Source organism: Spongiactinospora gelatinilytica (genome assembly GCF_003236385.1).
Lineage (GTDB): Bacteria > Actinomycetota > Actinomycetes > Streptosporangiales > Streptosporangiaceae > Spongiactinospora > Spongiactinospora gelatinilytica.
Map to the genome: position 1 here is coordinate 1 of NZ_POUA01000212.1, position 13,132 is coordinate 13,132.

Genomic DNA, 13,132 nt, shown 5'->3' on the forward strand with positions numbered 1-13,132 from the left:
GCTCGGGGGGGGCTGGGGGTGCATGGCCGGCGTCGCCTGACGGGCTCCGGGTGCTCGATGGCGGCCGTGGCCGGGGGTGTGCGGAGTCGATGGAAAGGGCTCGTGGTGCCGCTCTGGAAAGCCTGGGGGGCCGGTGGCTCGCGGTTCAGCGCAATAGCGGGGAGCGGCCCTGGGGTGATTGCACCAAGCCGTTACGGTGGACCAGTTTCTGGTCCAGTAGTTTGGCGCTCGCCGATAGCTTGTCCATTCCGGGATATACTCCGCTTGTGATGGTTTTGGCCTTGTACTGCTGGAACTCCGCGATGGCGTTCATATCGGCATGGTAAATCTGGATATAGTAGGGGCCATTGGTGACCAGCCGGACATTCTGCGGGTCGCCCGCGTCATCGTCCGAGCGCCAAATTGTATTTGGTGGGGGAATGGCGACTTTATCCGCTACGGTGGCTCGCAACGGCGGCTGCGGCGGTACTCTTCGGCGGGCGCGCGGCTCGCCGGATGATCCGGGCCGAAGCAGGGCGGAGATCTTCGCCGCGCCGATCAAGAATGCGCGGTCACCGCCGCTCCATGATGACCTTGAATTGCCCTGCCGCCTATTGCCAGGTGCCCGGTTCGCGCGGAGCCCGCGGAGCATTCCGCGAAACCGGATGTAACCTGCGGAAAGGCCATACCGGTGTTTCCGGCCCTTATTGCCGGGGATGTGGAAGGCGAAGGGAGGCGATTGGAGGTGAAAGGGAGAGCAGGCGCGCGCCCGACCGCTTTCAGCGGGCCGATGCCTCCAGCGCGAGCGCGGCACCGAACCGAAGCCGTACGGAGGGAGGCGTGACCTTTGCGCGAAGCCGATCACACCACAGACCGGGCCACGGCCCGGCACGATGAGCCGGACGACCTGACCGGCCAGACCACGCTGGAACGAAGGGTCCGGGTGATCCTGGGCCAGGCGGGGTTCGTGGTCGACCCCACCGCCCTCGCCGTGGACGGCGGCCTGCAGATCCACCGTGTCAGCGGGCGCGGCGTGCTGGTGTCCTGGATCAGCACGGCGAACCTTCCCAATGGCGACATCACCCGATACGCAGGCATCCGCGAGGCGATCCACCTGGCGCTGACCACCATCCTGCGGCGTCGCGGATTCACGGTCGCGGCCGACCCGGACACCGGAGACCTGATCATCAGCGACGCGGGCGACTGAGTTCGTCCTCCGCCCGCATGATCACACGACGGACCGCCGCCTCGGCAACCGAAGGATGCGAGGCGGCGCCTATCACCCCCACAACCCGACGGCCGGGCCCGCCTTGGCCGGATCAAGGCGATCCCGGCGACGGGCAGTGGACGGGGATCGCCCGCAACGGCGATGACCGAGTGTGCGTTCTGCCCCGGTCTGGGCATGAGGCCCTTCCGGTTGCTCGCGAGCACGGGTGAGCGGTGGTCACGCGTCAGGTCTCCCGGCCCGCTGAGCACGCTGACGGGGCCGTCGAACGGGAAGCCGCTCTGGGCCGATCGGCCAGGACATGACTGACGCACCCGCTGCTCGCCGATGGCCGCACTCCCGGAGCCTCGGTGCTCCCTGCCCCGGTTTGTAGCTCGCCTACCGGCCCTGGGGTTCCGGTGCCTGTGCGTCGCGTTGCGACCGGGCGGTCTTGGCGAGGCCGCGTACGTGTGCCTCGGCGGCCAACCGTTGCCCTGGTGGGACCTCTGCCCACCATGGGTCGTTGCGCAATGCCTCGCCGAGCCTTCGTTCCTCGGCGAAGGCCGCCCGCCACTGCGCGCGCTGGTCTTCGGTCAGCGTCGCCTTGCCCGCCGCGATCTCGGTCGGCGGTGGATGGGCGGCGGCCAGCCGCGCTACCTCCGCGCCCGCGTCCAGGAACGCCACCATCGCCGCGACGACGCGGTCCGGCGCATCGAATTCGGCCACGGGGTACTCCTCGGCAGAATGGGATATCCAGTCGGATTCTAGACATTCCGCCAAGAGTTGCTGCCACGCAACACCCGCCACACACTCCCCGTTGACCTGCGGCTCGCCCCCATCAGCGCTGCGGCGTCGGCCGCGCGGGTGTACACAAGGCTTGCTCCGCGGCTCACTTCGCTCGGACACGATTAGGTAACGGTCGCCCCCCGTGTGGCCTGCGCTTATCACGAACGCCCGCCCTGGCCGAGGGGGACCGGCCGGACAGGTGCCGGGGTCGTGCCTGATGAGCCGCCCGCCGTCGCCCCGCAGGACGCCCGGTCGCTCCCTTCGCCCGCTACCTCCCATGGTCCTTGACGAGAGCTGCCGCGTATGGGTTCATCCTCCTGGGCGCCCCTTCCGCGGCCTCGCGTTCAGAGGCCGCTTCGAGCTGCGCGGAGACGACGGAGGCCCTGGTCATCGCCGTGGCGATGCACCGTGCGAGAGCCCTCCGAGTACGGCTGAGCCATGTGTGGTCCTGCCTCTTCCCTGTTCTGGAGGTCTCGTGAACCGCCATCCCTTTACCCGCCGGACGTTCGTGGACCTGGTCGGCCGCGCGGGCGGCGCCGGAGCCGCGTACGGAACGTTGACGGCCATGGGGCTGCTGCAAGTGCCGGCGCCCTACGCCGGTCCGCCGAAGCTCACGCAGCGGGGCGGCGGCAACGGTGTCAAGGTCGCCGTGATCGGTGCCGGTATCTCCGGCATGGTGGCCGCCCTCGAACTGTCGGCCGCCCAGTACCAGGTGCGGGTCTTCGAGGCGCAGGACCGGGTGGGGGCCGGAACAGGACGTACCGGGGCGGGGACGTCGTCACCGAGACCGGTTCGACCCAGCGCGTCAGGTGGGATCGCGACCCGGACCTGTACTTCAACGCGGGCCCCTCGCGGCTGCCCCACCACCACGAGGCGATCCTCGGCTACTGCCGCGACCTGGGCGTTCCCCTGCAGGTGATGGTCAACGACAACCGCCACGCCTTCCTGCACGACGCCGACGCGCTCGGCGGGCGGCCGGAGCGTGCCCGCCGGATGATCAACGATACGCGAGGGGCGGTGGCGGAGCTGGCGGCGCGCGCCGTCGGCCCGGGCCTGGACCGGCGGCTCTCGGAAGAGGACCTCGCCCTCGTACGCGACTTCGTCCGGGCCTATGGCGAACTCGATGAGAACTACCGGTATCGCGGGTCGTCCAGGGCCGGATACGCCGAGCCGCCGGGAGGTCCCACGCCGGGCCGGATCCTCGAGCCGCTCGACCTGGTCGACATCGCCAAGGGCGGGCTGCTGCCGCTGGCCATGTTGTTCGGCGAGATATACGAGATGCAGGCGCCGATCATGGAGCCGATCGGCGGCATGGACGCCATCGCCCACGCCTTCTACCGGCGGACCCGGCGGTTCATCACGCTCAACGCGCAGGTCACCCGGCTCCGCAGGCTGGGGTGCGGCGCCCGGGTGACCTGGCGTGACCGTACCACCCAGCGGGTGCGGACGTGGGACGCCGACCACGTGATCGTGACCGTCCCCTGACGGTCGTCGGCGCCATCGACACCGACTTCTCGCCCCAGGTGAAAGCGGTCCTGGACGTGGGCGCCCGCAGCTACCAGCACGCCGTCAAGGTCGCCTTCGAGGCCAAGCGGCGCTGGTGGGAGCAGGATTACGGGATCTACGGCGGTATTTCCTGGACCACGCGGGACATCACCCAGATGTGGTATCCCAGCGCGGGCATCCACGGACGCAAGGGCATCCTGCTCGGTGCCTACTTCTGGCTCGGGGGCCGCGGCCCCATCTTCTCCGCGATGACGCCGGAGCAACGCGCCGCCGTGGCGTTGGCCGACGGTGAGGCCCTGTTCCCCGGCTACCGCGATCTCGTCCATCGTCCGGTATCGGTCGCGTGGAAGAACGTGCCGTTCCAGAGTGGCGCGTGGTCCGCATGGGATGAGGACACGCGCCGCGACGCCTATTCGGTGCTCCTGCCGCCTGACGGGCCGTACTGGTTCGCGGGCGAGCACATGAGCCACCTCAACTCCTGGCAGGAAGGCGCCATCCGGGCCACGCACCACGTACTCGAACGCATCCAGGAACGCGTCAGCGCCCAGCGGACCGGCCGCGACTGAGTTCCGCGCCAAGGCGGGGACGTTCAGGCCGTCTCCGGCTGGGACAGCACGCGGGGGAGGAGGACGACGGTCTCCGGCAGGAGGATCGCGTCGGCCGGGACGTCGCTGCCGTCGCTTCTGGTGAGGGTCAGCCCCAGCCGCAGCCGTTCTCCGGGCGACAGTTGCAGGTAGATCGGGTACATCTCGACGACGAGCCGCACCGGTTCGTCATCCGGCACAGGTTCGGCCGCCTCGTGCGGGTGCCAGGGCAGCACGATCTCGCCGCCGGGCGTTTTCTCGCTGCGGTCCTCGTCGAGCGCGCGGTGCGATGCGCGGAGCCGGCCTTCGGTCAGTTGCCGGACGCTGCCGTCGGCCTTCACGATCGACAGCCGCGCGTTGAGGTCGAAGTCGCAGCAGCCCTCGACGGCCAGCGCCGCATGCAACGCCACCGGTCCGAGCAGGCGCACCGGCTCCTGGCATGGCTCCGAGTCGTACGTGGTCGCCTCTCCCCACAGCCGCCAGCCGGAGTTCGTCGAGACGTCCACTATCGGGTGCACTTGGGTGGGGGGCGGCGGCGGCACGCTCGCGGCGGACGGCAGGATCGGCACGGCCGCCGGCTCGCCGACCGGTGCCCATCGCCACCATTCGATGTCGGAGGTGGCGGGCCATCCGCCGTGAGTGTGGAACTCCTCCTCTCCAACGCACCACAAGACGGCGTTGCTCTCGGGTGCGCAGGGGTCGTCGCCGGTGACGCGCAGCCAGTGGCCGAGCCACCGCGACAGCTCCTCCCGGCGCTCCTCGGTGAGGAACGGTTCGTGGCTCCACGGGCCGATCTGCAGGCGCTTCGGGCCGGAGAGCGATCGGAACGCGCGGACCGTGCCGGCCAGGAAGTAGTCGTACCAGCCGGTTCCGAAGAAGGCGGGGGTCCGGATCGACGCCAGATCGGGCGAACCGTCACGGAAGAGCTCGCCGTCAAGCCCTGTACCGACGATGTCCCGATAGAACGCCCGCAGGATGGCCGCCTGGGCCTCCGGTCGCGTGCTGTTCAGGAACGAGTAGGCGCCCCACGCCGTGTGCGACGGGATACCGCCTCGCTTCCACATGTCGCGGTACGTGTCGGCGGGCGCCACCCACGGCGCGATGCAGCGGAGGCCCCGGGGGGCGCGCCCCGCGATCAGCAGTTGGTTGATGCCCGAGTAGGAGCCCCCGACCAGCGCGGTCCGGCCGGTGCAGAAGTCGGCGGCGGCGATCCATTCCAGCAGTTCCACGCCGTCGTCGATCTCACGCGGCGACAGGACACCGCTGTAGGCCCCGGTGGAACCGCCGAAGCCGCGGACATCCGCCACGAGCACCTCGTAGCCTTCGGCGATGGGACGGGCGAGCAGTTCCATGTGCGTCGCCGATTCCTTGCGATACGGAGTGATCAGTACGACCGCCGGAGCCGGTGCGCCGGTCGACGACGGGTAGCGGAGCACCGACAGGCGCCCCCCGTCGCTCATCTCGACGGTGAGCAGCAGAGGCTGCGGAATCTGGGAAGACTGTGCGGATTTCGTGGACATGTGAACCCTTACCTCCGATCAGTGGTGGTCTCTGTCGCCCGGCCCCGAGGCGGGCGGGCCGATCATGTGCTCACCCCTGCTGGAAGGTCGCGCGGGTCCGGGCCGGTGTACCCGGTCCATGAGCTGTCGATGCGCATGGTCGCCCTGGTCTCCGTGGTGTAGGGGTCCCACGATGGAATCTCGCGGTGCCCGGGGTCGCCGGTGCGCGCGAAGGACGTCCACGCCTGTGCCATCAGCCTGGAGACCTCGCCACGGTCACCGCGGTCGCCCGCGAACGGTGACATCTCGGCGTTGTGGAACACGAACGGCAGATCGAGGCTGTGCGTCGCTCCGAGCAGCCCGCCGAGGATCGGGGTCTGGTAGGCGAACTCGTAGCAGTAGACGGGATGGCGTGCGGACAACCGTGAAGCCAGGGTGATCGCGGCCGGTGTGAAGGTCATGTCCGTGACGATCCGGGCCAGGCGCAGGCACGCCGGCTCGGAGCCGGCCCGGTCCTGGTAGGCGGTGACGATGTCGTCCGCGGTCGCGCCGAACCGGTCCGCCGCCCAGGCGCGTAGCCGGCGTTCGGAGAACGCCGCGTACTCCGGCGCGTTGCAGAGGATGAGCGAGGCGTCATGGCTGGTGTGGCCGAGGAGGACGGGCACGCCGCCGCCCGCCGCGGCGTCCAGGGCGGACGGCGGGCCGGACGCGTCGAGGCAGGGCCCGAAGGAAGCCCGAGCGGCGCCGAACAGGTCCTGGTCGAGGGTGAAGCCGCCCATGACGTCTCCGGAGACGGCCTCCTGGAGGTCGAGGAGTCGTCCGGTACTCCACGCGGTCAGTTCGCTGGCCCGGTCCCGGCTCAGTCCAGCATGGCGTACGGCCCGTGCGGCGAGGTCGTGGGCGGCTTCGGCCGTACGCGGCGACGAGCCCGGTGAACTCTGGATGATCACCTTGTGGAACAGGCCGGATGCCGAGGGCATCGACATCAGGTCGCGCGCCTTGTCACCGCCTCCCGACTGCCCGAACACGGTGACGTTGCCCGGGTCACCGCCGAAGCCGCCGATGTTGTCGCGGACCCATTCGAGGGCGAGGACGAGGTCGAGCAGCCCGGCGATCCCGGCGTCCTCGAACTCCGCGCCGAGGATCGTCTCCAGGGCCAGGTAGCCGAAGATTCCCAGCCGGTGGTTGACGGTGACCACGACGACGTCGCCGAGCCGGGCGAGGCGATCGCCCAGGAACATCGACTCGGAGCCGGCGCCGTGCTGGTAGCCGCCGCCGTGCAGCCACACCATGACCGGGCGCCGGCCGGGGGACGTCACCTCCGGCGTCCAGACGTTGAGGACCAGGCAGTCCTCGCCCATCGGAACGCCTTCGAGCACCGAGCCGGTACGCGGATAGAGGTAGTCGATCGCCTCGACCCACGAGCCGGTCGCCGCCAGCCGCGTGTCGTTCTGCGGTGCGGCGTGGCCGAAGACCGTCGCGTCGCGGACGCCGGACCAGGGCTTGGCCGGCTCCGGCGGCCGGAACCGCGCCGGGCCGCCGGTGGGCGCGCCGTACGGGACGCCGAGAAACGACGCGACCCCGCGATGCCGGACACCGCCGACCTTCCCTGACGTGGTGTCGACTATGACTCGCTGCTGCATTAAGGACCCTTCTCGTGCGGCGTGACCTGGGTCGCCCTGGGCATCGCGGCGATGAGCCGCCTGGTGTAGCCGGCGCGGGGACGGTCGTACACCGACTGGGTGGCGCCGGATTCGACGACCGAACCGCGGTACAGGACGACCAGGTCGTCGGCGAGGTACCGGACCACGCCGAGGTCGTGCGAGATGAACAGGTAGGCGACGCCGAGGTCGGCCTTGAGCTCGTTGAACAGGTTGAGGATCTGCGCTTGCAGGGAGAGGTCGAGGGCGCTCACCGGCTCGTCGCAGACGATCAGCCGCGGTCGCATGACCAGGGCGCGGGCGATCGCTATGCGTTGCCGCTGGCCGCCGGAGAACTCGGCCGGGTAGCGGTCCACCGTCGTGGCCGGGAGGCCGACGCGCTCCAGCGTTTCGAGCACCCGCGCGCGGATGGCGCGGGCGTCGAGGGTCCGCTGGACGCGCAGCGGCTCGGCGAGCGTCCGGCCGATCGGTTTGACCGGGTTCAGTGAGCCGTACGGGTCCTGGAACACCACCTGGATCTGGCTGCTCAGCTCCCGGCGTTCGCGCCGCCCGGCCCGGGTGATGTCGCGGCCGTCGAAGGTGATCGATCCGCCGCTGACCGGTACCAGGCCGAGGATCGCCTTGCCGAGCGTCGACTTTCCGGAGCCGGACTCCCCGACCAGGCCGACGGTGCGTCCGTGGCCGGCGGTGAGCGAGACTCCGTCCAGCGCGGTCACCGGCTCGCCACGCCGGCGCGGATAACGCACGGTGAGGTCGTCGATCGACAGCAGCGGCCCGGTCATGGCCTGGCCTCGATCTTCGGTGAGGGCGCCACCCGCAGGCAGCGACCGGCGTGCTCGGCCGTCCCGGCCATGGCGATCGGGTGCGCGGTGCATTCGTCCATCACGTAGGGGCAGCGGGCCGCGAAGTGGCAGCCGGGCGGCCACTCGCCCGGCGACGGGACACCGCCCGGCATGACGCGGAGCGCCGTCCCCGGGGTGCCCAGTTGGGGGTTGGCGGCCAGCAGGCCCTCGCTGTAGGGGTGCTCCGGCGCCGTGATGATCGTCGCGGTCGGTCCTGATTCGACGACCTGGCCCGCGTACATGACCAGGGTCCGTTCGCAGAGTTCGCTGACCGCCCCCCAGTCGTGGCTGATCAACAGGATCGCCATTCCCGTCTCCCGTCGCAGCGTGCCCAGCAACCGCAGGATCTCCGCCTGTACGGTGACGTCGAGCGCGGTGGTGGGCTCGTCGGCGATCAGCAGCTTGGGGCCGCCCGCGAGCGCGAGCGCGATGGCGACGCGCTGCGCCATTCCGCCGGACAGTTGGTGCGGGTACATCTTCGCGACCCGGTCAGGGTCGGGCAGGCGAACCCGGCCGAGCAACCGGACGGCCCGTTCCCGGGCCTGCGCCCGTCCGGCCCCGGTGTGGGTGCGGACGGCTTCGGCGATGTGGGCGCCCACGGTGAACAGCGGGTCCAGGGCCGCCATCGGCTCCTGGGAGACGAACGCGATCGTCGAGCCGCGCAGGCCGGCGCGTTCGCGGCGGCTCATGGCGGTGGCATCGGCGCCGTTGACCAGGATCGAGCCACCGGTGACGCGCGCGCCCTCAGGCAGCAGGCCGAGGAGGGCGCGCCCGGTCATCGTCTTGCCGCATCCCGACTCGCCGACGATGCCCAGCGTCTGCCCGGCGCCCAGTTCGAACGAGACGTCCTGGACCACCGGCACCGGCCGCCCGTCGGCGCCGGGGAACGCGACGGTCAGGCCGTCGACGCGCAGCAGGATCGGCGGCCGGTCCGCCGGTGCGGCGCCCGCCCCACGCCGCGCGGGCCTCACGCCCTTCACGGTGTCGCGGGACCGCTTGGTCCGTGCCGGGGCGACCGGACGCGCCCAGCCCTCCGCCGTCGCGTCCCTGATGCCGTCACCGAACAGCACCAGAGCGATCACCGTGCAGGCGATGACCGCGCCGGTGGGGACCAGCATCCAGTTCTGCTGGTTCATCACCGCCGAGGCGTCGGCGACCATGCCGCCCCAGCTCGCCTCCGGCAGGTGTACTCCCAGGCCGAGGAAGTTCAACCCGGTCTCGGTGAGCAGAGCGGTGGCGGCGACCAGCGACAGATTGACCAGAACCGGACCGACGATGCGCGGCAGCACGTGACGCAGCGCGATGGCGAACCGGCCGAACCCGTACACGCGGGCGGCGGCGACGTACGGCTCCCCGGCCACCATCAGCGCGGCGGCGCGGACGACGCGGACGAGGCCGGGCGCGGTGAGCACGCCGAGCGCGGCCATGGCGGCGACGAGGCTCTGGTCGAAGGTCGCCAGCACCATCAGCAGGACCACGATCGCCGGGATCGACATGAGCAGGTCCACCAGCGGCGACACGATCCGGTCCGCGACGCCGGCCAGTGCCGCCGCCAGCCCGATCGGGATCGCGATGGCGGCCGCGACCACGACGGTGACGAGCACGCCGATCAGCGCCGGACGCGCCCCGTACATCAGGCGGGAGGTGATGTCCCTTCCCAGCGAGTCCGTGCCGAGCCAGTGGTCGGCCGACGGTGTCGCGAGGACGTGGGCGAGGTCGCTCTCCTGCGGCCCGTGCGGGGCGAGGATCGGCGCGCAGACCGCGAGGACGACGATGGCGACCAGGTAGAGGAGCGCGCCCGCCGCGAGTGGGCGGCGAAGCAGGCGGCGTGCGAGGCCGGGGCGTCCGGACGGGGCGCCGACGGCGGGCTCCGTCCCGATGGCGGCGGTCATGAGGCCCGCACCCGTGGGTCGATCAGCAGGTACGCGATGTCGGTCAGGAGATTGGCGGCGACGACCAGCAGCGTGAAGTACACGGCGACACCTTGGATGACTGGAATGTCCTTTGAACCGGTCGCGCTGACCGCCAGGCCGCCCAGCCCGGGGAGCCCGAAGACCTGCTCGATCACGATCGATCCGCCGAGCGCGCCGACCAGCAGGATGCTGGACATGGTGCAGATCGGAATGGCCGCGCCGCGCAGCGCGTGCCTGAACACGATGCGCCGTTCGGGGACGCCGTTGGCCCGCAGGTTGTCGATGTAGGGACGGCGCAGGACGTCCAGCATCGCCTCCCTCGTCTGCTTCGCGATCGCCGTCACTCCGGCCAGGCCGAGCGCGACGACGGGGAGCAGCAGCGACTGCGCCCATCCGCTCGGTGAGTCCGCGAACCTGACGTATCCGGTCGCCGGGAGCAGCCCGAGCCGGACGCTCACCAGCGCGATCAGCAGCAGCCCCAGCCAGAAGCTCGGCACCGCGAGACCGGCGATGCTGAGCAGGTCGACCAGGCGTTCGGCCAGCGGGCCGGCCTTGCCGCTGATCACGCCGAGGACGACGCCGAGCACGGTGGCGAGGAGTGTCGCGCCGAGCACGAGGGAGAGCGTCACGGGAAGCCTCGTGCCGAGCGCGGTCGTCACGGCCTCCTTGTTGGTCAGTGAGGTGCCGAGCGAACCGTGGAACACGCCGTCGAGCCAGTGCCAGTACTGCGTCCAGATCGGTTCGTCGAGATTGAGCTGCCGCCGCAGCCGCTGGACGTCCTCCTGCGTGGCCTGCAAACCTGCCAACTGGCTCGCGGCATCGCCCGGGATCAGCGACTGCAGGACGAAGACCACGATCGACACCACGAACAACAGCGGTACGGACAGCAGGAGCCTGCGTACCAGGATGCGTGTCATCAGGCGTTCCTCCTTCAGCGATGACGCGCCATGAGGGGTCAGCCCTTGGCCGCGGTGAAGTACACCGGGTTGGGATCAGGGCTCCTCGGCGAGGATGTGACGCCCTGGAGTCCGGGGCGCGAGACGGTGACCTTGTCGATGCTCGCGAAGGGAACGAACCATGCCTGTTCCACCAGCACCTTCTGCAGTCGCTTGTAGATCTCCGGGCGCGACGCGTCGTCGGCGGCGGCTCCCTCACGCATCAGCTTCGTGATCTCCGGACTGCTGTTGTCGAACGGGTTGAACAGGCTTCCGGTGCTGAGCAACTGATCGGCCACGAGGTACATCGGCAGGCCGCCGTACTCGAACATCTGGGCCTGGTACTTCCTGCCGGTGAGCCCGCTGGTGTAGGCACTGATGCTGACCGGGACCTCGATCTTGGCGTTGACGCCGATCTTCGCCCAGTGGCCGGCGACCGCCTGGGCGGCGTCGGTCTCTCCCGGCTGCAGGTTGTAGGCCGCCATGACCAGCGAGAATCCGTTGGGGTAGCCCGCCTGCCGGAGCAGGCTCTTCGCCTTGGCGGGATCGTAGCCGTAACGGCCGTTCAGCGATGGGTCGTGTCCGTCCGCTCCGGGCAGCAGGATCTGGTCGCTCGGGGAGGCGTACTTCCCGAAGAGCGCCTTCACCAGCGCCCTACGGTCGATCGCATGGTTGAGCGCCTGCCGCACCCGGACGTCGCCGAGCGCCTTGACCTGTGTTCCGTCGCGGTCGAGCAACTGGATGTGCCCGAACAGGTACGGCCAGGTGCTCACGTCGAATCCCGCCTGTTTCGCGGCGTCGGCGCTCTTGGTGTTGCTGATCATGTAGTCGACCTGCCCGGCGCGCATCGCGCCGAGGGCGGCGTTGGAGTCGGGGATGACCTTGACGACGACCTTCTTCCAGTTGATCGCCTCGGGGTTCCAGAAATGCGGATTCGGGGTGAACACGTACGTCTGGTTGGTGACGCTCTGACCGGCGTCCAGCACGTACTGACCGGCTCCGGCGGTCGAGGTGCCGAGCCGGTTCGGGTCCTTGAGGCCGTTCGGGCTGATCACGTTGCCGATGGCGAAGCCCGGGGTCAGCATGTACGCCAGTTCGGGGTTCGCCGATTTCAGGGTTATCCGCAGGCTCAGCGGCCCGGTCACGGCGACCTTCTCGAAGTTCTGAACGCGGGACGCGCCGAGGCCGCCGGCTTTGGCGAAGTAGGCGAAGTAGTCCGCCACGCCCTGTGCGGTCAGGCTCGATCCGTCGCTGAACCTCACGCCGGAGCGCAGGGTCAGCTCGAACACCTTGTTGCCGGAACCGACATATCCCCATTTGGTCGCCAGGCCGGGGGTGAGGCTTCCGTCGGGCTTGAGCTGGATCAGCGGGTCGTACGCCAGTTCCACCGGGATGATCAAAGGGTCGCCGTTGCCCGCCAGTGCGGGGTTCAGGCTCTGCGGTGGCGCCGCGACCGCGATGGTCAGCGTGTCGGGATTCTGGGCCGCGATCCTGCCCGCGGAGCCACCGCCTCCGCAGGCGGCCACGAGCGCGGCCACCAGCAGGGCGCCGCCCACGGGCCAGAGGCGGACGCGGCGCGGCACTGCCGATCGGTGGGACTTTCTGTCGACCACGATCTCTCCATACTTTGAAGTCAATCGAGGGGTATCGACTCACACGCGACCAGGGCTGATGCCATCTCGGTGCAGGTCATTTACCGTTCGCACACCGTAAGGTGACGGCAGCTGCCACCGCAAGGCCTAAAAGAATAAATAGTTAAATCCGGATTTAATCTTCAAAGGCTGAAGACATGGGCGGAGCCTCCGAAGGCGAACCGCGCCGCGCCGCGCACTATGGCCTGCCCGCCAAGTTCGGCCAGGGCCACGCTGCCACGCCAGCTTCGCGGGCTCGCCATCCGCTGCATCCCGCGGCTGACCGGATCCAGGAGTGCGCTTCCCGCGCCCGCCAGCTCGCCGCCCAGGATGAAGCGCTGAGGCGTGAGCACCGCGACGACGTTCGCCAGCCCGGTGACGATGTCCTGCGCCGCGTCCGAGACGATCCGGACGCATCCCGGATCGCCGGAGCGGGCCAGCTCGGCGAGCCGGCCGAGGGTGAGGTCGTCGCCGTGCAGGGCTGTCACGTGGCTCAACAGCGCCTGCCCGCCGACCTTCGTCTCCAGGCAGCCGCGGTTCCCGCAGGCGCAGAGCAGGCCGCTCGCGTCGGTGGAGGAATGCCCGAGCTCCC

Annotated in this window: 13 protein-coding genes; 4 read left to right on the forward strand and 9 right to left on the reverse strand. The window is 70.0% G+C overall.

Features of this window, described 5'->3' with window-relative positions; all coding sequences use genetic code 11:
• Positions 1 to 145: 145 nt before the first annotated feature.
• Entirely contained in the window at positions 146 to 541 is a 396-nt protein-coding gene (locus tag C1I98_RS40645) for a hypothetical protein (RefSeq protein WP_146607593.1), read from the reverse strand.
• A 285-nt stretch (positions 542 to 826) separates the two neighbouring features.
• Between C1I98_RS40645 and C1I98_RS24035 the strand changes: the two genes are divergently transcribed.
• A complete protein-coding gene (locus C1I98_RS24035) occupies positions 827 to 1,186 on the forward strand; it encodes a hypothetical protein (protein ID WP_111169693.1) in 360 nt (119 codons plus the stop codon).
• Positions 1,187 to 1,582: 396 nt separating this feature from the next.
• Here C1I98_RS24035 and C1I98_RS24040 read toward each other — a convergent pair whose 3' ends face one another.
• A complete protein-coding gene (locus C1I98_RS24040; RefSeq protein ID WP_111169694.1) occupies positions 1,583 to 1,909 on the reverse strand; it encodes a DUF8825 domain-containing protein in 327 nt (108 codons plus the stop codon).
• Between the two features lie 535 nt (positions 1,910 to 2,444).
• Between C1I98_RS24040 and C1I98_RS43105 the strand changes: the two genes are divergently transcribed.
• From C1I98_RS43105 to C1I98_RS45115, 3 genes are read left to right on the forward strand one after another with little or no spacing between them, the layout of a single operon-like run.
• Entirely contained in the window at positions 2,445 to 2,888 is a 444-nt protein-coding gene (locus C1I98_RS43105) for an FAD-dependent oxidoreductase (RefSeq protein WP_233508131.1), read from the forward strand.
• Entirely contained in the window at positions 2,825 to 3,454 is a 630-nt protein-coding gene (locus C1I98_RS45110) for an FAD-dependent oxidoreductase (RefSeq protein WP_267898070.1), read from the forward strand. The genes C1I98_RS43105 and C1I98_RS45110 overlap by 64 nt, the downstream gene beginning before the upstream one ends.
• Positions 3,418 to 4,041 (forward strand): flavin monoamine oxidase family protein, encoded by a 624-nt coding sequence (locus tag C1I98_RS45115; protein WP_111169696.1) that lies wholly within the window; start codon positions 3,418 to 3,420, stop codon positions 4,039 to 4,041. Before C1I98_RS45110 ends, C1I98_RS45115 begins: the two co-directional genes overlap by 37 nt.
• A gap of 23 nt (positions 4,042 to 4,064) precedes the next feature.
• On the opposite strand, the gene C1I98_RS24060 is transcribed toward C1I98_RS45115, so the two are convergent.
• From C1I98_RS24060 to C1I98_RS24090, 7 genes are all read right to left on the reverse strand, one after another.
• Entirely contained in the window at positions 4,065 to 5,519 is a 1,455-nt protein-coding gene (locus C1I98_RS24060) for a CocE/NonD family hydrolase (protein WP_199537164.1), read from the reverse strand.
• Positions 5,520 to 5,641: 122 nt separating this feature from the next.
• Positions 5,642 to 7,201, reverse strand: a complete 1,560-nt coding sequence (locus C1I98_RS24065; RefSeq protein WP_111169698.1) for a carboxylesterase/lipase family protein — start codon at positions 7,199 to 7,201, stop codon at positions 5,642 to 5,644.
• Positions 7,201 to 8,001 (reverse strand): ATP-binding cassette domain-containing protein, encoded by an 801-nt coding sequence (locus C1I98_RS24070; protein WP_111169699.1) that lies wholly within the window; start codon positions 7,999 to 8,001, stop codon positions 7,201 to 7,203. Before C1I98_RS24070 ends, C1I98_RS24065 begins: the two co-directional genes overlap by 1 nt.
• Complete coding sequence (locus tag C1I98_RS44245) at positions 7,998 to 9,953, reverse strand: dipeptide/oligopeptide/nickel ABC transporter permease/ATP-binding protein (protein WP_111169700.1); 1,956 nt, start codon at positions 9,951 to 9,953, stop codon at positions 7,998 to 8,000. Before C1I98_RS44245 ends, C1I98_RS24070 begins: the two co-directional genes overlap by 4 nt.
• The gene (locus C1I98_RS24080; RefSeq protein WP_111169701.1) at positions 9,950 to 10,891 is read right to left on the reverse strand and encodes an ABC transporter permease; all 942 of its coding nucleotides are present in this window, start codon (positions 10,889 to 10,891) and stop codon (positions 9,950 to 9,952) included. The genes C1I98_RS44245 and C1I98_RS24080 overlap by 4 nt, the downstream gene beginning before the upstream one ends.
• Before the next feature lie 38 nt (positions 10,892 to 10,929).
• Positions 10,930 to 12,522 (reverse strand): ABC transporter substrate-binding protein, encoded by a 1,593-nt coding sequence (locus C1I98_RS24085; protein ID WP_158558161.1) that lies wholly within the window; start codon positions 12,520 to 12,522, stop codon positions 10,930 to 10,932.
• Positions 12,523 to 12,683: 161 nt separating this feature from the next.
• Positions 12,684 to 13,132, reverse strand: a 449-nt coding sequence (locus C1I98_RS24090; RefSeq protein ID WP_146607594.1) for an ROK family protein, incomplete at its 5' end; no start/stop codon positions are given.